The sequence below is a fragment of the Corynebacterium sp. c25Ua_89 genome, from assembly GCF_047459735.1.
Lineage (GTDB): Bacteria > Actinomycetota > Actinomycetes > Mycobacteriales > Mycobacteriaceae > Corynebacterium > Corynebacterium simulans.
The window spans coordinates 126,353-146,948 of sequence record NZ_JASBOD010000004.1 but is presented as its reverse complement, the minus strand read 5'-3'; the positions used below and the strand labels follow the sequence as shown (position 1 = coordinate 146,948).

At 61.8% G+C, this 20,596-nt stretch carries 15 protein-coding genes; 5 read left to right on the top strand and 10 right to left on the bottom strand.

Annotated elements, in window-relative coordinates; translation table 11 throughout:
• Nucleotides 1-56 precede the first annotated feature (56 nt).
• The 4 genes from QKB66_RS07920 to QKB66_RS07905 form a co-directional block, all read right to left on the bottom strand.
• Nucleotides 57-1,295, bottom strand: coding sequence for a hypothetical protein (locus tag QKB66_RS07920; RefSeq protein ID WP_414253053.1), 1,239 nt, complete (start codon nucleotides 1,293-1,295; stop codon nucleotides 57-59).
• A 98-nt stretch (nucleotides 1,296-1,393) separates the two neighbouring features.
• Entirely contained in the window at nucleotides 1,394-2,242 is an 849-nt protein-coding gene (locus QKB66_RS07915; RefSeq protein ID WP_070497926.1) for a sulfurtransferase, read from the bottom strand.
• Nucleotides 2,243-2,289: 47 nt separating this feature from the next.
• Nucleotides 2,290-4,851, bottom strand: coding sequence for an ATP-dependent chaperone ClpB (clpB, locus tag QKB66_RS07910; RefSeq protein WP_070731681.1), 2,562 nt, complete (start codon nucleotides 4,849-4,851; stop codon nucleotides 2,290-2,292).
• Between the two features lie 303 nt (nucleotides 4,852-5,154).
• Nucleotides 5,155-5,979: an aminoglycoside adenylyltransferase domain-containing protein gene (locus QKB66_RS07905; RefSeq protein WP_062036985.1), complete on the bottom strand. Its 825-nt coding sequence runs from the start codon at nucleotides 5,977-5,979 to the stop codon at nucleotides 5,155-5,157.
• 84 nt (nucleotides 5,980-6,063) lie between these two features.
• Between QKB66_RS07905 and QKB66_RS07900 the strand changes: the two genes are divergently transcribed.
• A complete protein-coding gene (locus tag QKB66_RS07900) occupies nucleotides 6,064-7,299 on the top strand; it encodes an FAD-binding oxidoreductase (RefSeq protein ID WP_248093043.1) in 1,236 nt (411 codons plus the stop codon).
• Here the strand turns inward: QKB66_RS07900 and QKB66_RS07895 are convergent.
• The gene (locus QKB66_RS07895) at nucleotides 7,296-8,105 is read right to left on the bottom strand and encodes a carbon-nitrogen hydrolase family protein (RefSeq protein WP_248093042.1); all 810 of its coding nucleotides are present in this window, start codon (nucleotides 8,103-8,105) and stop codon (nucleotides 7,296-7,298) included. The genes QKB66_RS07900 and QKB66_RS07895 overlap by 4 nt on opposite strands.
• A gap of 102 nt (nucleotides 8,106-8,207) precedes the next feature.
• Here QKB66_RS07895 and QKB66_RS07890 point away from each other — a divergent pair, with 102 nt between their 5' ends.
• Both QKB66_RS07890 and QKB66_RS07885 read left to right on the top strand, forming a co-directional pair.
• Complete coding sequence (locus QKB66_RS07890) at nucleotides 8,208-8,468, top strand: hypothetical protein (protein ID WP_248093041.1); 261 nt, start codon at nucleotides 8,208-8,210, stop codon at nucleotides 8,466-8,468.
• 35 nt (nucleotides 8,469-8,503) lie between these two features.
• Nucleotides 8,504-9,631: an alpha/beta hydrolase gene (locus QKB66_RS07885; RefSeq protein ID WP_311518506.1), complete on the top strand. Its 1,128-nt coding sequence runs from the start codon at nucleotides 8,504-8,506 to the stop codon at nucleotides 9,629-9,631.
• Here QKB66_RS07885 and QKB66_RS07880 read toward each other — a convergent pair.
• From QKB66_RS07880 to dnaK, 4 genes are all read right to left on the bottom strand, one after another.
• Nucleotides 9,628-10,056, bottom strand: coding sequence for a heat shock protein transcriptional repressor HspR (locus QKB66_RS07880; RefSeq protein WP_061924927.1), 429 nt, complete (start codon nucleotides 10,054-10,056; stop codon nucleotides 9,628-9,630). The two genes, QKB66_RS07885 and QKB66_RS07880, sit on opposite strands and share 4 nt — an antisense overlap.
• A 15-nt stretch (nucleotides 10,057-10,071) precedes the next feature.
• Nucleotides 10,072-11,301 (bottom strand): molecular chaperone DnaJ, encoded by a 1,230-nt coding sequence (gene dnaJ, locus QKB66_RS07875; protein WP_248093039.1) that lies wholly within the window; start codon nucleotides 11,299-11,301, stop codon nucleotides 10,072-10,074.
• A 143-nt stretch (nucleotides 11,302-11,444) separates the two neighbouring features.
• Nucleotides 11,445-12,191: a nucleotide exchange factor GrpE gene (gene grpE, locus QKB66_RS07870; protein WP_414253052.1), complete on the bottom strand. Its 747-nt coding sequence runs from the start codon at nucleotides 12,189-12,191 to the stop codon at nucleotides 11,445-11,447.
• On the bottom strand, nucleotides 12,191-14,035 hold the full coding sequence (dnaK, locus tag QKB66_RS07865) for a molecular chaperone DnaK (protein ID WP_062036964.1): 1,845 nt from the start codon (nucleotides 14,033-14,035) through the stop codon (nucleotides 12,191-12,193). The genes grpE and dnaK overlap by 1 nt, the downstream gene beginning before the upstream one ends.
• A gap of 734 nt (nucleotides 14,036-14,769) precedes the next feature.
• Between dnaK and QKB66_RS07860 the strand changes: the two genes are divergently transcribed.
• Both QKB66_RS07860 and QKB66_RS07855 read left to right on the top strand, forming a co-directional pair.
• A complete protein-coding gene (locus tag QKB66_RS07860; RefSeq protein WP_414253051.1) occupies nucleotides 14,770-18,252 on the top strand; it encodes a proline dehydrogenase family protein in 3,483 nt (1,160 codons plus the stop codon).
• A gap of 118 nt (nucleotides 18,253-18,370) precedes the next feature.
• Entirely contained in the window at nucleotides 18,371-19,804 is a 1,434-nt protein-coding gene (locus QKB66_RS07855; RefSeq protein WP_248093036.1) for an AI-2E family transporter, read from the top strand.
• 181 nt (nucleotides 19,805-19,985) lie between these two features.
• On the opposite strand, the gene QKB66_RS07850 is transcribed toward QKB66_RS07855, so the two are convergent.
• A complete protein-coding gene (locus QKB66_RS07850; protein ID WP_414253050.1) occupies nucleotides 19,986-20,582 on the bottom strand; it encodes a nucleosidase in 597 nt (198 codons plus the stop codon).
• Nucleotides 20,583-20,596 lie beyond the last annotated feature (14 nt).

Genomic DNA, 20,596 nt, shown 5'->3' with positions numbered 1-20,596 from the left:
TTGTTTCTTATGCCGCTTCTTGTCCCGCCATGTTTTGCGGGATTATCGCTTTAAGACTACTCGTTTGCTTCTTCGTCGCCGAAGATGGTCGAGCGGCCGTTGAGATCACGGCGCATGCGCGCTTGCGCCTTATCGAGCAGGGGGCGCTCGCGGCCGTCGGCAATGGCGTCGACTTCGTCCGCACCCAGCGCGCTGTGGTCAACCTCGCCGAGGGACTCACTGCGGGTGCGGCTCGGCAGCTCTACCGGCTCTTCCGGGCGCTGGATGTGCGGGCGCTGGATTTCCTCGCGGTCCGGCACAAGGGTAGGCCCGGTCGGCTCAGGCTGCGGCAGCTCAGGGATCTCGCGGCTCGGGTCCAGCTCAGCTATGCGCAGCACCTGCATCGCGGCCGAACGTGGCGGCAGAACACGGGCGCAATCGGCAAGTTTTGCAAGCGGGGCCAGCATGGCATCCCACTGCGCGCCGCGCGCGTGCTTGGTGGTTTGGGCAAGCACCCATTCAGATTCCATCCACGCCGCGGTGACCTCCTCGGGCATCTGCTCAAGGGCAACTTCTAGGCGCTCATCGATGAGCCGCTTGCCGACGCCCGCGTCGGTTGCGAACATCTCGAATCCTTCAACGTCGTCGACCTTGATCAGGTCCTCCGAAAAGTGTTCTTCTGCGAGGCCGATGCGGCGGAAGTCCACCACGATGTCTGATGCCGCACCGGTGCGCATTGCCATGACGTTGATGCCGCCCAAGTCCATCAGCAGCATCTCGTGACCATGCACGAACCCTGCCACGATATCCTTCGGCGCCGCACCCAGGGCCGCTGCGCCACGCATCCATTCATCAGCTAGGTAGTCATCCTGCTTGGTGTACTCGAACTGGTGACGCTCACCCCATGCCTTGCGCTCACGGCGCAGCGACCCGGGCACCAAGTCACGTGCACGCAGAAGGTGCTCGTTTCTGCGCTCCGGTGCCGCCTGCTCCTCAGCGGCCGCTGGCTCCGATTCAGCATCCTGCTGCTGCTCGTGCATGGCTGCTTCGGCGGCCACCTGGTCCTTATCTACCGGGGCAGGCTTTTGTACTGAGGCAGGCTCTTGCTCCACTGCGTTCTCCGCAGACGCAAGTCCTTCCTCCTGCGGTTCAAACGTTTTGGCTTCACGTGGCTCGGCAGCGGTGGGACGCTCTGGCGATTCGCGGCTCTCGATAGAGCTAGTGCCGTCAAGCTGGTTGGTGCGCTGGCGCTTGTCGAGGAGGAGAAGCGCGACGCCGGCCGCGGCGAGGACTAGGGCAATGATCAGAATAGGCATCACCCCAAGACTTTAGTAGGAAGTCTTGGGGTGAGTAGGCTTTAGTAGGAAGTCTTGGGGTGAGTAGGCTGGCGCGCTGGTTAATTTACGCAGGTTATTTATACAGTCGTGCGGTCGCCGCGCTCGACTGGATTGGATGGGTCTGCGGACCACTGGGACCAGCCACCGACGAAGTGGCGCAGGCCGGTGAATCCAAGGCCCTCAAGGATGCCGATGGTCAGCGCGGAGTGGTTGCCGGAACCGGAGTAGACGATGGCGTCCTTGACGTTTTCCTTGGTGATGCCAGCATTGTCGAGGATCTCTAGGATTTCCTCGTCGGACTTGATGGTCTTGTCTTCGTTGTGGAACTGGCGCTCCGGCAGGTTCACTGCGCCCGGGATGTGGCCGGCCTTCAAATCGAGGTGCTCACGACGGCCCGCGAAGCGGTTTGCCGTACGAGTATCGATGAACAGGCCATCGTGGGCCTTAACGTCCTCAATAGTGGCAGTCGGCATAGAGCCCGGCGTGATTTCGACCTCGGTGGCAAGACCAAGGTTGCCTGGGCCCGTAAGGGTGGCAAAGCCCTGGCGGCGCCAATTAGCCAAGCCACCATCGAGCATGCGTACGTTCTTAAAGCCCGCCCAGCGCAGGGTCCACCAAGCGCGTGCAGCGAAGAGGCCACGGCCTTCGTCGTAGACCACGATCTCCCAATCGGGACGCAGTCCCCATGCCTCGCAGCTCTCCTTCAAGCGCTCCGGGTTAACAAGCGGGTTACGGCCCACCTTGGAGCCAGGAAGGCCGACGAAGGAGTGCGCAGCGTCGGCGAACTGCGCGGTAGGAATGTGCAGGGAGGCGAACTGGTTGTATGCCTCACCCTCACCTGGTGCCCACAAAGATGCAAGAAGTGCGACGCGCTCGCCGCGGTAAATGGATTGCTGGAGTTCGCTTGGAGAAACCAAATTGCTCATGGCTCTAGATTCTAGGGCCATGAGCACTTCGGCGCTTCTTACGCAAGCTAGCTGCGCTTGCTATTGAGTTCCAGGTGCTCGCCGCCGTCAGCGACGTCGACTTGGACGGTGTCGCCGTCCATGACCTCGCCTGCCAGCAGCTGGCGGGCGAGTTGGTCGCCGATAGCCTGCTGCACCAAGCGGCGGAGCGGGCGGGCGCCGTAAGCAGGGTCATAGCCGCGCTCGGCGAGCCAGAGCTTCGCGGCGTCGGAAACCTGCAGGTTCAGGCGGCGCCCTTGCAACCTCGATGCCAGAGCATCGAGCTGGATGTCGACGATGCCGGCCAGCAGCTCAGAGGACAGGGACTCGAACATCACGACGTCATCGAGACGGTTAATGAACTCCGGCTTGAAGTTGCGCTTGACGGCCTCCATGACCTCCTCCTTGGTGCCACCAGCACCGAGGTTCGAGGTCAAGATGATGACCGTATTGCGGAAGTCCACGGTGCGGCCCTGGCCGTCGGTCAGGCGGCCCTCATCGAGGACCTGCAGCAGAACGTCGAAGACGTCCTGGTGCGCCTTTTCCACTTCGTCGAAAAGCACGAGCGTGTACGGGCGGCGACGCACGGCCTCCGTGAGCTGGCCGCCGGCATCGTAGCCAACGTATCCCGGAGGGGCACCGACGAGGCGAGCCACGGAGTGCTTCTCCCCGTACTCAGACATGTCGATGCGCACCATCGCGGACTCATCGTCGAAGAGGAAGTCCGCCAGAGCCTTGGCCAGCTCCGTCTTACCCACGCCCGTAGGCCCAAGGAAGAGGAAGGAGCCGGTCGGACGATCCGGGTCCGCAACGCCCGCACGGGCGCGACGCACGGCATCGGAGACGGCCTTGACCGCTTCTTTCTGACCCACCACGCGGCGGCCTAGCTCGGCCTCCATGTTGAGCAGCTTCTGGGTCTCACCCTGCAGCATCTTGCCGGCCGGAATGCCGGTCCACGCGGAAACCACCTCAGCGATGGTGTCTGGGGTGACCTCCTCTACCAGCATGGTGTTGGACTGTGCGTTGGCGCGCACCTCGGCGTCGGCAAGCTGCTTCTCCAACTCGGGAATGCGACCATAACGCAGCTCGGAAGTCTTCTCGTAGTCACCGTCGCGCTCGGCAATCTCGGCCTGGCGCTTCAGATCCTCCAACTCCTCCTTGGCGTGCTGGACTTCATCGATAGCCTTCTTCTCGTTGGCCCAGCGAGCCTTGAGCTCCCCGAGCTTTTCGCGTTCGTCGGCAAGCTCCTGCTGCAGCTTGCTCAGACGGTCCTGGCTGGCGGCGTCCTTTTCCTTCTTCAGCGCCAGCTCCTCGATCTCCATGCGGCGCACGACGCGCTCCAGCTCGTCAATCTCCTGCGGGGAGGAGTCAATCTCCATGCGCAGGCGGGAACCAGCCTCGTCGACCAAGTCGATTGCCTTGTCTGGCAGGAAGCGATTGGTGATGTAGCGATTAGACAGCTCAGCTGCAGAAACCAGCGCGGAGTCCATGATGCGCACACCGTGGTGGACCTCGTAGCGCTCCTTCAGGCCACGCAGGATGCCCACGGTATCTTCAACAGAGGGCTCAGCCGCATAGACCTGCTGGAAGCGGCGCTCCAAAGCGGCGTCCTTCTCGATGTACTTGCGGTACTCGTCCAAGGTGGTAGCGCCCACCAGGCGCAGCTCACCGCGGGCCAGCATCGGCTTAATCATGTTGCCAGCGTCCATGGAACCCTCGCCCGTGGCGCCCGCGCCGACGATGGTGTGCAGCTCGTCGATGAAGGTGATGATCTGGCCTTCCGAGGCCTTGATCTCATCCAGCACTGCCTTCAAGCGCTCCTCGAACTCGCCCCGGTACTTCGCGCCGGCGACCATGGAGCCCAAGTCGAGGCTCAGCAAGGTCTTGCCCTTGAGGGACTCCGGGACGTCGCCTGCCACGATGCGGCGAGCCAGGCCCTCCACGATGGCGGTCTTGCCCACGCCCGGCTCACCGATAAGGACTGGGTTGTTCTTTGTGCGGCGGGAAAGCACCTGCACGACGCGGCGAATTTCCTGGTCGCGGCCGATAACCGGGTCAATCTTGCCCTCCCGCGCACGGGCGGTTAGGTCGGTGGCGTACTTCTCCAGCGCCTGGAACTGCTCCTCTGGGTTCTCAGAGGTGACCTTCGCGGCCCCGCGCACCGAAGGGAAAGCGCCCTTCAGCGCATCAAAGGTAGCGCCGCGGCCGGTAAGCAGCTCGGCGGCGTCAGTCTTAGAGCCGGCGATAGCAGCGAGAAGAACCTCGGTGGAGACGTACTCATCGCCCAATTCGCCCGCCAGCTCCTGCGCGCGGGTCAAGACGTTGAGACCGTCGCGGTTAAAGTTCGGGTTCGCCATCCCAGAGCCCTCAGCCTTGGGATAGGAATCCACAAGTGCGCGCGCCTCCTTGAGCACGGTTTCCGGATCGACGCCGGTGGCCTTGAGGACCGGTGCGGCGATGCCGTCTTCTTGGCTAAGGATGGCCGCTAGTAGGTGCGCCGGGCGAATGTCCGGATTGCCGTTGGAAGAGGCGGTCTGCAGCGCCTGCTGTAAGGCCTCTTGGGTCTTGGTGGTGGGGTTGAAAGCACTCATTGCTTCCTCCTTGGAAGTTGTTTATTAGAAGGTTTATTGCCTGATATTTACAACAACGCATCCAAAGTTGAGTTTGTTCCACTCAACTTCAAATTTTCTTTTCTTCCCTGCCTGAGCGTAGCAGACTCAAGTTTTCCTTGCCGTTTAATCGCTTCGCTGAGCACTTAGGCACCGCATAGAAAAGGGAAACCGCACAATCGTGCGAGGTTCCAGACGTAGGCCACCTGGCCTTCCGGCTCAATCCCCAGCTCCACCAGCCCGTCGCGAGTTAGCGCCAGAAACAGGCCGAAGGTGGCGTCAAGTTCAGCTCGGAAGCTGCTCCGACCTGGAGATGATCTCGCGCATGCAGACGGCAGTCAGTCGTCGCCATTCGCTTTTCGGTGGAGCGCTTGGAGCATTCTCTCCGCTGAGATGAGCAAGTGCTACGCCGAGGATCGGTGCGTGATGAGGGAACAATCCGAGAGCACGCGCTCCGGCCTCCTGCTTGCTGATGACCTCACCCGTCGTGAGCGTCGCGTGCATCCGCGCAGGTCCGAGGAGCCGCCATTGAACCCTCCCGGCTCCGAGGGCTCCACGCCCTCTCTCGGTGCGCAGCATCAGCGGCTTCCAGTACCCCAGCAGGTTGTTCAGGGTCCATGGCCGGAGCTCGTCGGGCTGCGGGTCTAGGCCCCAGGTCGAGACGTCCCCTCCCCGTAGCGCGATGCCGCCGTGCTCGAGCTCGTGCCAGATCACGGGATTCACATCGAACGCGCCCCTGGGGTTGAAGATCTCGCCCACGTGGGAAGCGATCGGCTCGATCTGTGTCACAGGGCGCGTGATCTCCGAGTCCCACACGAACGAGGTGTTGCAGCACGCGCTGATGCCCATTCCTCGAACAGCTCGCCCGAGCAGCCGCGGGAGCTGGGAGAGGTGCAGAGCGCGCAGGCGTGGGATCAGGTCGGAGCGCTCCCGCCAGGCGTCATCAAGCGTGGCGATCAGGTCGATGTCGCTGGCCTTCGGGCGATACGCACCCAGCGCAACAGAACCGCCCACCACGACACCCGTGATCGCTCCAGGCAGCAGCCGATCGGCGGCGTCCAGATACGAACGGCCCGCTCGGCGAACTTCGTGCGGTAGTGCGACCTCCATGCGCTCATCATACGGAGAAGCCACCTCGAAGCGGCTTCCCTAAACCAGATCGCCCGCGGCCGCGGGCAAGTAGGATGGGCCAGCATGAAGGAATTGGGCGAACACATCCGCAGGCACGCTGACGATTACCGCGATGCGGTGCATCAGCACTTCTTTGCCACCGTCGCGGAGTCGCGCCAAATCTTCGCTCTATCCATGCGCGATACCCACCCGGCGCTGGCGCCTGCAGTGGCGTGGATATTAGACGCAGCTGACGACGCCGGCTTCCTCCCAGAAGAGACCATCGAGCGCGTCCGCGAGCTGGGCAAGGAGCACCGCCGCCACGGCTTCCCCACAGAGATTTATCCCAAGTTCGAGGCCTCCCTGAACGAGGGGTTTACCGCGTTGGGACTGACTCAGCACCAGCTAGTGGTGGCAAAGCGCGCCATTCACACTGTGTGCACCACGATGGCACAGGCGGCGCATGCTGCCGACATCGCCGGCATCGCCCCAGCCCACAGCGCGCAGGTAGTCGCCGTAGAACACCCCAACCGCAACACTGCGGTGGTGCGGCTGGAATCCGGCGCGCCCATCGAATACGAGGCGGGCCAGCATTTTCCCGTCACCTCGCAGCTGCTGCCCGGCACCTGGCGCATGCTGACCCCGGCGCATCCGGCGGACACTACGGGCCAGCTGCTCTTCCACATTGCGCTGGCTGGCGACGCCTCCTCCATGTTGGCCAAGGCAAAGCCCGGCGATTGGTGGACCCTGGGTAACCCTGCCGGAAACTTTCCGAGCCTGCACGATGGCAAGGCCACCGCGCTCATAAGTTTCGGCACGGGATGGGCGGGCGCCCGCGCCGCTCTCCTAGATTGCTTGGCTGCTGGCGAAGTGCCGAAGAACCTTAGCGTCTACAGCGTGGCTTCTTCCCCTGGCGAGCACTACGACACCCACTTCCAGGCCAATCTCCAGGCCCTCTTGCCTGAGCTTTCGTTTCATTACATCTCCCGCAGCGAGCGGGATCCCTGGCTGCTCGGCGCGCAGCCGCAGGCAGAGGGTTTCGCATCTGAATCCGCCGGCGAATCCCAAGACCCCATCACCGTGGTACTACGCCACGAGAAGGACGCGGCCAAGGACAAGCGCTTCATCTTGGTAGGCCCTGCCGACCGAGTCGAGGTGGCACGCGAATCCCTCCTGGCGGCCGGCATCCCAGCTGGCAATATCCACGCCCAATCCTGGCAGCGCGGCCACGAGTGGGCAGCATCCGCCGCAGACCTAGACGGCTGGGAAGACTGGGATGCGTGGGCGGCCTGGAAGAAGTCGGAGTGGATGCAAACTTAAGCCTCGAGGACCGGCAGCGATTTGCGGGTCTGGGCAACGAGGTCGGAGTCGATCTCAGCGTAGATGATCTCCGGCTCGTAGCCGGCCTCGACTACGCGGGTGCCATCGGGGGCTACAACTACTGAATGGCCAATGCCGGTGGGACCAGAGTCTTGGCCAGCCATCTCCGCGCCGCCTGGGCGGGCTTGGCCCGCAGCCACGATATAAGAGGTGGAGTCTAGGGCACGCGCCGCGGTAAGCAGACGCCACTGCTCCAGCTTGCCGGGACCGTCAGCCCAGCTAGTAGGCACGACGATTACCTGCGTGCCCTGGCGAGCCAGCTCCTTGAACTGCTCTGGGAAGCGGATGTCATAACAGGTGGCCACGCCAACGGTAATGCCCGCGACGTCGAAAGCCACGAGCGCCTCACCCGCGCGCACGGTGTCGGATTCCTTGTAATTGAAGGCGTCATAAGTGTGGATTTTGTCGTAACCGCCAAGAACGTCCGGGCCCGCGATGAGCGCGGTGTTGCTCACGCGGTTGATGGTCTTGCCATCACGCTCAACGGTGTCCGCTAGGCTGAACATGCCAAGCACGACGGTGACCCCCAGCTGCTGCGCTACCGCACGGATGGTGGTGGCGAAAGAACCATCAAGGCCCTGGGCCTGCTCGTCTAAGCGGCCAGCCCCGAAGGCCTGGGACGTGGCCTCAGGCAACACGATCAGTTGCGCACCATTCTCAGCGGCTTCACGGATCTTCTCCACGGCCAGTTCAAGGTTCTCCTCGAGGTTACCGCCGGTCAAAATTTGCACTGCTGCTACCAACATGACACCCCAAACTAGCTGAGTCGCGATGAGTTATCCACAGATTTCGCCCTAATCAGAAAGTGGGTCTAGAAATTACCGGACTTAGCCCGCAAAGCTTGAGGCATGGATTTCTACATCGCTGACAACGCACGCAACACCATCCGCTCCCACATGGGCCAAAGGCACCGCTTCATTACCCCACCGCCGCCTGAGTATCCGCGCACGGCCAGCGCCCTAGCGCGCGTGGCAAAACACTGGGACGGTCAGCTTGCCGCTAACGCTAAGCAACACGACGCCATGCTCCAGGACCTCGATGAGTTCATCGGGCACAGCAGAAAAATCGATGCCTCCCTGGCCAACAAGCTGGACGGAGGGCTGCCGTGAGACGCGCGCTAAGCCTTTATTTAGCCTCCCAAGTAATGCAGTCTGGCGCTGCTAACCTGCACGTTTTCAAACAAGACCTACACAATAGTTGGCATGACCTAGAAATTAGTGGCACTTTTGCCGACGCCGCGCGGACCCAGCTGACAAACACCACGGAACAACTCGAACTACCCGCTAAGAGCATGGAGGCTGCAGCAGAGACTCTTCGCGCCTATGCGCCCATCCTGGCTCGGGTCGAACAATTGCGCGCCGAGACCACCCGCCTGCTAGCACGGATGGATGAGATAGAACCGTGGAGCAGCCAGATAGGCGCGATGCTGAATGCGCTCGATGCTTTGGGCGACGGCCTGGATTGGGCATGCGCCCGAGAAATAGATGCGCTGTGCACACCAGAGCTGCCCACCGGCGGCGGCTATCTGGAGGATTACGAGGAGTTACCCATCGAGGCCATCCACCAGATGCTTATGAGCACCGCCCCGCCAGAGGCCGTCGCGCTAGCGGAGAGCAATCCGGACGTGCAGCTGCTTGAAGCCGGGCCCGGTCGCGTTGCAGCACTGGTCGATCCTGGCCAGCTGGGCACTTCCGCGGCGAGCATTTCCACGGTGGTCTCCGGGGTGCATTCTTCGGATCCGTCCGGTTGGCAAAGCAGCGTCGATCGTGCGCGGGCAGTAGCGCGTGCAACGGGCGGTCCCGCGGTGGCCTGGATTGGCTACCGCGCACCAGACAGCCTCGCACAGGCAGGCCACGATTCCCCGGCGACACGTGGCGCGCAGGACCTACGCCGCTTTCAGCGCTCATTGGGCAAACGCTTTTCCCGCTCACAGCGGATAGTGGTGGGTTATTCCTATGGTTCCGTCGTGGCAGGAAAAGCCGCAAAGGCGCCCGGCGTGGCCGAAGACGTGGTCTTCGTGGGCAGCCCTGGCACCACCGCCGAAAGCGCCAATGACATTCAGGCGCGCAGCTGGGCCGCGACGAATGCGCACGATCCCATCGGCGTGGTTACCGGCCCGCGCGGTGGCATTCACGGCCCGGATCCGAGCACGCCCAACTTTGGGGCTTCCCCACTACCAGGCGCAAACCGCCTGCCAGGAGACCACATCTCATACTTCAAAGACCCCGCATTTCTGCGGGGTCTCGGAAAGATTGTGAAGGCTAAAAGCTAGCCTTCGTGGCCGGCTTCGCCGCGCCGGCGGCTGCGGCGTGGGGTCCACATGACCACCGACGTCGAGCGCGGCACGTGCACGAGCTCGCCGCGCGGCTGGCGTTCACCAACTCGTTCGCGCAGCTGCTGAACCTCAGCGAGCAATGCATCGCGCTCGGCCTCTAGCTGGTCGCGCTCCTCGGTCAGCTCAATGATGGACTTGATTCCAGCGAGGTTAACGCCTTCGTCGTGTGACAAAGTCTGGATCTTGCGCAGCAACTCGATGTCACGGTCGGAGTAGCGGCGCCCGCCGCCCTGAGTACGGGCGGGCGAGACCAAGCCGATGCGATCGTAGGTGCGCAGGGTCTGCGCGTGCATTCCGGACAGCTCAGCGGCAACGGAGATGACATAGACCGCGTTGGCCCCTGCCTGATTTTCCTTGCTCATCGTTGCACCTTCCTGTTATGCGCTACCTGCGGCGCTTCCATGGGCGACGTTGCCTTCCCAGCCCGCGCGCGGGTCGAAGCCAGAGTCGCGCTCCGCCTGCGCGTAAGTGCGCAGCGCACTGGTGGCGGCGCCATCAAGGTGGGCCGGGACGGTGACCTGCACGGTAACCAGAAGGTCGCCGGCCTTGCCGCCGCGCTTCTCGATGCCGCGATTGCGCACGCGCAGCGTACGGCCATCGGGAGTGCCCGCCGGCACCTTCACGCGCACCGGCGAATCCAGGGTTGGCACAGTAATGGTGTCACCCAACGCCAATTCCGCGAAGGAAACCGGCACTGTAACATGCAGATCGTCACCCTCACGGGTGAAAATCTTGTCCGACTTTACCTTCACCGCGACGAAAAGATCTCCCGCCGGCGTGCCATTGGGGCCTGCCTCGCCCTGACCGGCCAAGCGCACTTTCTGGCCGTCGATGACGCCTGCCGGAATACGCACGGTGATAGAGCGCGTGCGGTGCACGGTGCCGGAACCATTGCAGTCCGCGCATGGATCCTCAATCTTCTGACCGGTGCCGCCACACTCAGTGCACGGCGCGGAGAAGCCGAAGGTTCCGCGGTTCTCAGAGGTAAAGCCAGTGCCCTTACAGTTCTTGCAGGAGCTCCTCTTACCTGACTTGGAACCGGAGCCATGGCACGTGGTGCAGGGGGCGTCGCCAGTTAGCTGCAGCGGGATGGTGGTGCCGGTGGCAGCCTCCCGGAATTCGAGGGTTATTTCCGTTTCGACGTCGGCCCCCCGCGACGGCCGAGCTGTGTGGCCAGCACTACCGCCGCGGTTGAAAACGCTACCGAAGATATCCCCAAAACCGCCGCCTTGAGCCGCTCCTCCAGGCGTTCTTCCTCCGAAGAGGTCGGAGAGGTCGAATTCTTCCGCAGATCCTTGACCCATGTGCGAAGATCGAAACCCGCCGGGGAACCCGGCGCCTCCCATCCGTCCAAACCCACCGCCGTTGCGCAGCATGGCCTTGAACTGGTCGTATTCCTTACGCATCGTGGCGTCGGAAAGCACATCATAGGCTTCGGCAGCGCGCTTAAACTTATCGGCTGCCGCGGGGTTATCCGGGTTGGTATCGGGGTGGTTCTCGCGCGCTAGCTTGCGGTAGCTGCGCTTGATTTCTTCTGGCGTAGCGGACGAGGAGACCCCCAGATCCGCATAATAATCCTTGTCTGCCCATTCGGGTTTGGCGCTCACTGGGCATCCCCTCCTTCCTTGAAACCGCCAGCTTTGGCGGCTATTGGGGACAAAATAAAACTAAATAAGATTTGTTCTAAGTTCACTAAACAGTGAAATGGCGCCAAGGCATTTGTTCGTTTAAGCCCTGACGCCACCTCGCATTATTCGGAAGCAGATTCCGAACCGGCAGATTCAGCACTGCCCTCGCCGGCCTCCGTGGAGGCGTCCGGTGCATCGGCGATGATTACCATCGCGGTGCGCACCAGCTTCTCGCCCACCTTGTAGCCACGGCGTAGAACGGTGCCGACTACCTGCTCGCCACCGCTGGAGAGATCCTGCACAGCCTCATGGACTTCTGGGTCGAAGGCGTCGCCTTCTTCGCCGAATGGCTGCAGCTGGTTTTTCTCCAGCACGCCGGAGAGCTTGTCGGCAATAGCCTTCAGTGGGCCCTCCTCGAGGTCGCCGTGCTGACGTGCGAGCTCTAGGTCATCAAGGATAGGCAGGAATTCTGCCAGGACCTTGGCCTTGGAAGCCTCGATGACAGCCTGGCGCTCGCGCTCGGTGCGGCGGCGGTAGTTGGTGTACTCCGCATTCAGACGCTGCAGATCCTCGGTGCGCTCAGCCAGCTGCGCCTCCAGGGAGTTGTCCTGGTCAGCGGCAGCGTCGGCTGCTGCCTCAGCCTGGTCGGCTGCGTCTTCTGCGGAGACGTCGGCAAGCGCGGCTTCCAGATCCGCATCCAAAGTTGGATCAAGTTCTGCCTCTTCGGCGGAGTCAGCCTGCGCGTCCTGTGCAGCCTGAGCCTCTTGCGCTTCCGCGGCAGCTGCCTCAGCGCGGTCCGCCGAGGTTACCTCTGGATCAGTGTTGTCCGGGTCGCCTGGGTTTTGCGGCATTCCGCTGTTCTGAGTCATTACTTGTCGCCATCCTTGGTCTCGTCTTCGTCGACTACCTCTGCGTCAACAACGTTTGGGTCGGACTCGGCACCAGCTGCGGCGCCCTCAGCACCGGCCTCAGCAGCCTGTGCCTCGTAGATCTGCTTGCCCATCTCCTGGGAGACGGTGCCCAGCTTCTCAACTGCGGACTTAATTGCCTCGATGTCATCGCCCTTCAGAGCCTCATCGACGGCGTCGGCAGCCTCGGTGACCTGGGTCTTAACGTCCTCGGAAACCTTGTCGGAGTTCTCATCCAGGAACTTGCGGGTCTGGTAGGAGGTGGACTCTGCCTGGTTGCGCAGCTCCTGCTCCTCGCGGCGCTTCTTATCCTCTTCGGCGTGTGCCTCAGCGTCCTTGACCATGCGGTCGATCTCTTCCTGGGACAGGCCGGAACCATCCTGAATCTTGATGGTGTTTTCCTTGCCGGTGCCCTTGTCCTTAGCAGAAACGGAGACGATGCCGTTGGCGTCGATGTCGAAGGTGACCTCGATCTGTGGGACGCCACGCGGTGCCGGAGCGATGCCGCCGAGCTCGAAGGAGCCGAGCAGCTTGTTAGCGGAAGCCATCTCGCGCTCGCCCTGGAAGACCTGGATTTGAACGGAAGGCTGGTTGTCTTCCGCGGTGGTGAAGGTCTCGGACTTCTTGGTCGGAATGGTGGTGTTGCGCTCGATGAGCTTGGTCATCACGCCGCCCTTGGTTTCGATGCCGAGGGACAGTGGGGTGACGTCGAGAAGCAGCACGTCCTTAACCTCGCCGCGCAGAACGCCTGCCTGCAGAGCAGCGCCGACTGCAACGACCTCGTCCGGGTTAACGCCCTTGTTTGGCTCGCGGCCGGTCAGTTCCTTGACTAGCTCGGAAACAGCCGGCATACGGGTAGAACCGCCGACGAGAACGACGTGGTCTACCTCGGACAGGGACAGGCCTGCGTCCTTGATGACCTGGTTGAACGGAGCCTTGGTGCGGTCCAGCAGATCCTGGGTGATCTTCTGGAACTCGGTACGGGACAGGGTCTCATCCAGGAAGAGCGGGTTCTTCTCGGAGTCAACGGTGATGTACGGCAGGTTGATGTTTGCGGACTGGGAGGAAGACAGCTCGATCTTTGCTTTCTCAGCGGCCTCGCGCAGACGCTGCAGGGCCATCTTGTCCTTGGTCAGGTCGATGCCGTTAGCGGACTTGAACTTCTCAACGAGCCAGTCAACGATGCGCTGATCCCAGTCATCGCCACCGAGCTGGTTGTCACCAGCGGTTGCCATAACCTCAACGACGCCGTCGCCGATTTCCAGCAGGGAAACGTCGAAGGTGCCGCCGCCCAGGTCGAAGACCAAGATGGTCTGCTCCTGCTCGCCCTTTTCCAGGCCGTATGCCAATGCAGCCGCGGTTGGCTCGTTGACGATACGCAGGACGTTCAGGCCTGCAATCTGGCCAGCTTCCTTGGTGGCCTGACGCTGGGAGTCCTCGAAGTATGCCGGGACGGTAATAACTGCGTCGGTAACATCCTCACCGAGGTATGCCTCTGCGTCGCGCTTGAGCTTCATCAAGGTGCGAGCAGAGATCTCCTGCGGGGTGTACTTCTTGTCATCGATGTCGATGGTCCAGTCGGTGCCGATGTGGCGCTTGACGGAGCGGATGGTGCGGTCAACGTTGGTGACCGCCTGGTTCTTAGCGGACTGGCCGACCAGGATTTCGCCGTTCTTGGCAAAAGCAACGACGGATGGGGTGGTACGTGCACCCTCAGAGTTAGCGATGACGGTAGCCTCGCCACCTTCCAGAACGGAAACAACCGAGTTGGTGGTACCGAGGTCAATGCCTACTGCGCGTCCCATGAATTTTCTCCTTGCTTGTCTTAGAAGACTGTCTTTAGCTTTAAGTTGATTTCAGGTGGCTCAACTTCTCGTTGGCTCTTGCGTCACTCTAACAGAAATTTCAGAGTTTGTGACAAGAACCTGAGCGCGATCCACTCAACCTCTTCAACCACACTCAACCCAAAGTTGTTCCCACTTCGCTCAACTTTTTTGAAATTTTCTACATTTCCCCAGTTGAACGTCCCAAAATCTATTTGGACTTTAGGCGGAAAAGATTCCTCTACCCCCTTACTCCCCACCCCTTGACCAACCCGCCTTTCGACCGCTAATTTTCGATTAGCGATACTGATCACAAGTTCGCACTTAATTTAATCCATCTCACTAAGCTGACTCCTTCACACTCCCTTTCCTCTTAAGTTCTCGCCTACCCGAATACGCGAATTTTCGCAGTTAATGGCGAGGATTTTAAAGGCGCTGGCGGAGTGGAAGGGCAATTGGTGCGGAAACATTTGGAAAGGACGGTTGCGATGAATTCGAATCATTCTCGTACCCGTCGCCAGGGTGACCGCCCACCGGTGCATTGCGCGCAGACGCTGCGCTAGAGACCGCCTTTCAACTTCTTGAAATTAAGTAATCAAACCGGCTCTGGACGCTTTCCTCGCGCAGATAGCTTTTGCACACCTGTCTTTAAAAAGCACCGATCTATTGAAAAGCGCGTGGAAGCGCCAGGTATTCACCTGAGGTACACACTGCTTATGACAACTTCTGCACACACCCGTCTTCCTGAATCCGGCGACGTCGAGGCCTGCGTCGACGCGGCCGTTACCCGCGCCCATTCCTGGCTGCGTGCCAGCGAAGGCGAACAGGATAAGGGAACCGAGCAGCTGGCCCAGCTGCTCCGCGACTCTGAAGGCGTCGCATTCACCATGGACTTCGTCGACCGAGTCATGCGCCCGGAAGACGATAAGGTCGCAGCCAACGCACTGAAGAAGATCACCCAGCGATTCGACCCAGCCTTCCTAGGCCTTATCAACGGCACCCTGGTTGGCATGGGTGGTTTCTTTGGCCCCATTTTGCCGAACCTGGTCATGCCGCTGGCACGCCTGCGCATGCGCCAGGTGGTAGGCCACCTCGTTTTGGACGCTGAGTCCGAGTCCTTGGACAAGATGCTGGATAAGGCAGCCGAATCCGGTGAGCACCTCAACCTCAACCTGCTGGGCGAGGCAGTTCTAGGCGAGGACGAGGCCCGCTCCCGCGCAAAGCGCACGCTCGACCTGATCAAGAACCCAAAGGTCACCTACGTTTCCGTCAAGGCTTCTTCCATGGTGGCCCAGCTCAACCCATGGGACATCGATGGTTCCGTCGAGCGCCTGAAGGAGCGCCTGCGCCCTCTGTATGAGGAGGCCGTCAAGCGCTCTCCTAACGTATTCATCAACCTGGATATGGAGGAGTACCACGACCTTCACCTGACAATCCGCCTGTTCAAGGAGCTGCTCTCCGAGCCGGAGTTCAAGAACCTGGAAGCTGGCATCGTCTTGCAGGCTTACCTGCCAGATACCTTCGAGGCCCTGCAGGAAGTCGCGGAGTATGCCAAGGAGCGCGTGGCAGCCGGCGGCGCCAAGGTCAAGGTCCGCATCGTGAAGGGCGCGAACCTATCCATGGAGCACGTACAGGGTGAGGTCCATGGCTGGCCGGTTGCTACCTACACCGACAAGGCAGACGTGGATGCGAACTACTACCGCCTGCTGGATTACATCGTGCGCGAAGAGTTCGCCGACTCCGTACGCGTCGGCGTTGCTACCCACAACCTGTTCACCGCCGCTTTGGGCTACGAGCTCGGCAACGCCCGCGGCGTTCTGCACATGCTCGACTCCGAGATGCTGCAGGGCATGTCCCCGGCACAACAGGCTGCAGTCCGCGAGGTCTACGAGGGGCGCCAGATCCTCTACACCCCGGTCGTCCACGCGGAGGACTTCGACGTCGCCGTGTCTTACCTAGTCCGCCGCTTGGAGGAGAACTCCGCCAGCCAGAACTTCCTCTACGCGCTGTTCGCGCCGGATGAACCGGAGCGCGATTCCCATGGCAACAAGCGTGCTGGCACCCCGATTGAGCAGCAGGAAGCTCACTTCCGTGCGGCAGTAGAAAACCGCTGGGAGACCTTCGCCGGCCCAGAGCGCACCCAGAACCGCATCGAGGAAGAGGCTGCGGGTGAAGGCCGCCAGGCCCCACGCGGTGGCCGCTTCACCAACGAGCCAGACACCGACCCAGCCCTGGAAGCCAACCGCGAGTGGGCGCATAAGCTGCTGAGCCAGGACCCAGGCCACCACGGCATCGACGAGGTCACCGATCCGGAGGCCGTCAACGCTGCCGTAGCTACCGCTTCTTCGCTTGCCGACGCATGGAACTCTAAGTCCGGCGCAGAGCGCGCTGCCGTCCTCGAGACCGTGGCAAACAAGCTGGCGGATAACCGCTCCCGCCTCATCAACGTCGCAGCCTACGAGGCAAACAAGACCATCACGCAGACCGACCCAGAAATCTCTGAGGCCATCGACTTCGCCGTCTACTACGCACACTCTGCTCGCCTGCTCGATGAAGCACGCTCGAAGTTCACCCCGAACCGCGTCACCGTGGTCACCCCACCGTGGAACTTCCCCATTGCCATTCCGGTAGGCGGCATGCTCTCCGCCCTAGCTGCGGGTTCCGCCGTCATCATCAAGCCGGCGCCACAGGTTGTCCACTGCGCCAAGGTGGCAGTCGAGTGCGTACACGCCGCGTTGGAGGAGCACGGCCTCGACCGCAACCTCGTCCAGCTCGTGCTCACCGATGAGGGCGAAGCAGGCAAGGCTCTCATCTCCCACGCGGATGTCGATGCTGTCATCCTGACCGGCGCGTCCGATACCGGCAAGCTCTTCCGCTCCTGGCGTCCAGAGATGAACCTCATGGCGGAGACCTCCGGCAAAAACGCGCTCATCATCACCCCGGCTGCGGACCCTGACCTGGCTATTGCGGATCTTTATCTCTCCGCATTCGGCCACTCTGGTCAGAAGTGCTCCGCTTCCTCCCTGGTCATCTTCGTCGGTGCAGCTGGTACCTCCGAGCGTCTGCGCGGCCAGCTTCTCGACGCCGTGCGCACCCTCAAGGTAGGCCCAGGCTATGACATCACCACCACCATGAACGGCCTGGCCGAGGCACCAAGCGAGAAGCTGCTGCGCGGCCTTACCCAGCTGGAGCCGGGCGAGAGCTGGCTGCTCAAGCCGGAAAAGCTCAATGAGGAAGGCACCCTGTGGTCCCCAGGCATCCGCGATGGTGTGAAGCCGGGCTCCTGGTTCCACCTCAACGAGTGCTTCGGCCCAGTGCTCGGCATCATGCACGCCGAAACCCTCGAGCAAGCCATCGAGTGGCAGAACTCCACCGGCTACGGTCTGACCGGCGGCATCCACTCCCTCGACGACGATGAGATCCAGTATTGGATCGACAACGTCGAGGTCGGCAACGCCTACGTCAACCGCGGCATCACCGGCGCCATTGTCCAGCGTCAGTCCTTCGGCGGCTGGAAGAAGTCCGTCATGGGCCCAGGCGCCAAGGCAGGCGGCCCGAACTACGTGCCGCAGATGGGCACCTGGGCAGACGGCGAGCTGCGCCCGCGCGAGGTCGACATCCCAGCGGCGGTGGCCAACGAGCTGCGTAACCTGGCAAGCCGCGCCGCGCTTTCCGACGCCGACGTCGAATGGCTCTGGCGCGCCGCCGAGCTCGACCAGCTGGCCTGGATGGAAGAATTCGGCCGCGACCATGACCGAACCGGCCTGATTTCGGAGGCGAACATCTTCCGCTACGTGCCGCTGCTGGACAAGCTGCACGTGCGCATCGGCGAAGGCTTCGCACTGCGCGACGTCATCCGCCAGGCGCTCGCTGCCGCAGTCACCGGAACCAAGGTGGAGTTCTCCGCTACCCCGGCCGTCGCAGAGCAGCTCGCGGTGCTGGGCATCGAGGTGCGCCAGCTTTCCGATGCCGCCTTCGCATCCGAGCTCTCCCGCGCCGGGTCTGCCCGGGTACGCACGCTGGGCGCCGTCGCGGACACCGCTCGCGAGGCAGCCGTGGAGTCCAACTCCGTCATTCTTGACCAGCCAGTTCTGGCCGACGGCCGTCGTGAGCTGCTGCCTTACCTCCTGGAGCAGGCCGTATCGGTGACCATGCACCGCTTCGGCATCATCCGCTCCGTCGCCGGCATCGAACGCTAACCCAGCGGCCCAGCCGACACCAGCCGCCACCAGCCGCTAACCGTGGCTGCGTGGCAATCGCCCGTCTCCTGCGCTTTTAGGAGACGGGCAGAGGTTTTTATATGGCAAGATAGGTCAGGTGAATTCCAAAGATACATCTGTCTCATCTGCAAAAGACTCCGTGGCAGTCCCACAGGGCGCCGAGAATGCCGAGCACCGGCTACCGCAGCCACTCGTCGGCAATGACGCCGAGGGCGTGGGATCCGATGCGCCGAAGCCGATTCGCGAGGACCTGAAGACGGAGGTCTTGGCGAAAGATTTCCGCACGCTGGCAAAGGCCTCGGGCCGCTTTATCCTCATCGTCGCAGCTGCGGCCATTGCTGGTTACCTGCTGAAATTCCTGTGGACCGGCCTCCTGCCAGTCATCCTGGCCATCTTGGTCGCCACGGTCCTCTACCCTGTGACCGCCTGGATGCGCACGAAGCTGCGCTTCCCCGGCGCGCTGGCCGCTGCCACGACTCTGCTGGGCTTCTTCGCCATCGTCACCGGCATCTTCGCCGCAATGGCGCCGACCGTGAAAAACCAGAGCCAGGACCTAATCCACCAGGCCCAAGGCGGCATCGATGAGCTCATCAAGCTCGGCGAGAAGCTCCCTGTCGATATTGATGAGACCAAGGTTCAGCAACTCATCGATGATGTAACCAACGCGGTTAAGGGCCAGGCCTCCCACATCGCCACCGGCGTCATGAGCGGCTTCTCCACGGTCAGCTCCATCGTGGTGACCATCGTCATCATGCTCTTCCTGACCTTCTTCTTTATTAAGGAAGGCGAGAAGTTCCTACCGTGGATGCGCAAGTACACCGGATTCCCAGCCGGTTGGCACATGACTGAGCTGTGCAACCGCATTTGGAAGACGCTCTCGGGCTACATCCAGGCCCAGGCCACCGTCGCGCTTGTCGATGCCGTTCTCATCGGCCTCGGCCTCATGGTCCTGCAGGTACCGCTGGCATTCGTCATCGGTGTCGTGACTTTTTTCGCGAGCTTCATTCCGCTGGTCGGTGCGATTACCGCCGGTGCCCTCGCCGTTATCGTGGCCCTGGTTTCCCACGGCCTGACAACCGCACTGCTTGCCCTGCTCGTGGTCGTTGCAGTCCAGCAGATTGAGGGCAATGTCCTACAGCCGATCCTGCAGTCCAAGGCTATGGGCCTGCACGCTGCGGTCATCCTTCTGTCTGTCACGGTGGGCTCTGCGCTGGCTGGCATTATCGGCGCATTCCTCGCGGTGCCGGTAGCGGCGACCATTGGCGTCACCTTCCGTTACCAGGCGCTGGTTACCGCCATTCGCGCTGGTGAGGTTGACCCGAACAAGGCGGAGATTGTCACCGGCGCCCCGAAGCCGAAACGCAAGGCCCGCCTGCAGAAGCAGAAGGAAGACTCCGAGGCCCACATCGATGCTTCCGGCAGCAGCCCAGAGCTCGACGCAGCCCGCTCCGTGGAGAAGCTCGACCCGGATTCCCCACGCGCCAAGGTCCGCGAGCTCTACAACATGATTGCGCCGAAGACGTCCGCTTAGTCCTCCTCGCGGACCCGCTCTCCAAATGGTGAGGTCGCCCCACAACTCCTGCGGCTACAGTTACCTGCTGGGGCGCATGTTGCGTGACCTCACCATTTGTTCCTCACCATTTGGGGTCGGACCATCTAAGGCCGGGCCATCTAAGGCCGGGCCAAATTGCACCGGCCCCAAATCCGCCGAGCTAGGAGCGCGGTAGAAAGCCCAATTCCCGCACAGCATCAGCTAGCTCATGTGCAGCTCGGGGAAGCGCATCATCCCAGGCGCCAACGGAGGACTCGTTGGCTGGGTCAGATACTTGCTTCAACAGGGTGACTGGTACGCCGAAACACTGACACACTGCGGCAATGGCGTAGCCCTCCATGTCACAAAGTCCAGAGTCGACAGCCAAGCGGTCACGAGTAGCGGTGTCAGAAACAAACATGTCACCAGTGGCCAGGCCCTGAGCCGGGAACTTGCCGCTCGTGGGAAGCTCAATAACCGCAGGCAGCAGGTAACGGGAGATATCGCTTAACACTTTGAGCTGAAAGTCGTGTTTGACCACGCGATCAACCTCATAGACTCCATCCAGCCCATCGCGCAGCGCGCCCACCGTGCCGATGTTGACCACGCGCTCCGGCAAAGTACCCTCCTCACGCGCGACGGTGAGGTACTCAGTGAGCGAAATTGCCGCAGGCAGAGTACCAATCCCCGTAACGAGTAAAGGCGTGCCTTCCGGAAGAGCGGCTGCTTCTTTATCGACGGCAGCAACAAACAGAATGCGGGCGCTGTAATCAATCACATTAAAGAATTCTA

Bases quoted from the DNA above. Each gene is read 5' to 3' on its own strand.
- QKB66_RS07920 (WP_414253053.1), bottom strand. From the start codon at position 1,295: ATGCCTATTCTGATCATTGCCCTAGTCCTCGCCGCGGCCGGCGTCGCG.
- QKB66_RS07915 (WP_070497926.1), bottom strand. From the start codon at position 2,242: ATGAGCAATTTGGTTTCTCCAAGCGAACTCCAGCAATCCATTTACCGC.
- clpB (WP_070731681.1), bottom strand. From the start codon at position 4,851: ATGAGTGCTTTCAACCCCACCACCAAGACCCAAGAGGCCTTACAGCAG.
- QKB66_RS07905 (WP_062036985.1), bottom strand. From the start codon at position 5,979: ATGGAGGTCGCACTACCGCACGAAGTTCGCCGAGCGGGCCGTTCGTAT.
- QKB66_RS07900 (WP_248093043.1), top strand. From the start codon at position 6,064: ATGAAGGAATTGGGCGAACACATCCGCAGGCACGCTGACGATTACCGC.
- QKB66_RS07895 (WP_248093042.1), bottom strand. From the start codon at position 8,105: ATGTTGGTAGCAGCAGTGCAAATTTTGACCGGCGGTAACCTCGAGGAG.
- QKB66_RS07890 (WP_248093041.1), top strand. From the start codon at position 8,208: ATGGATTTCTACATCGCTGACAACGCACGCAACACCATCCGCTCCCAC.
- QKB66_RS07885 (WP_311518506.1), top strand. From the start codon at position 8,504: ATGCAGTCTGGCGCTGCTAACCTGCACGTTTTCAAACAAGACCTACAC.
- QKB66_RS07880 (WP_061924927.1), bottom strand. From the start codon at position 10,056: ATGAGCAAGGAAAATCAGGCAGGGGCCAACGCGGTCTATGTCATCTCC.
- grpE (WP_414253052.1), bottom strand. From the start codon at position 12,191: ATGACTCAGAACAGCGGAATGCCGCAAAACCCAGGCGACCCGGACAAC.
- dnaK (WP_062036964.1), bottom strand. From the start codon at position 14,035: ATGGGACGCGCAGTAGGCATTGACCTCGGTACCACCAACTCGGTTGTT.
- QKB66_RS07860 (WP_414253051.1), top strand. From the start codon at position 14,770: ATGACAACTTCTGCACACACCCGTCTTCCTGAATCCGGCGACGTCGAG.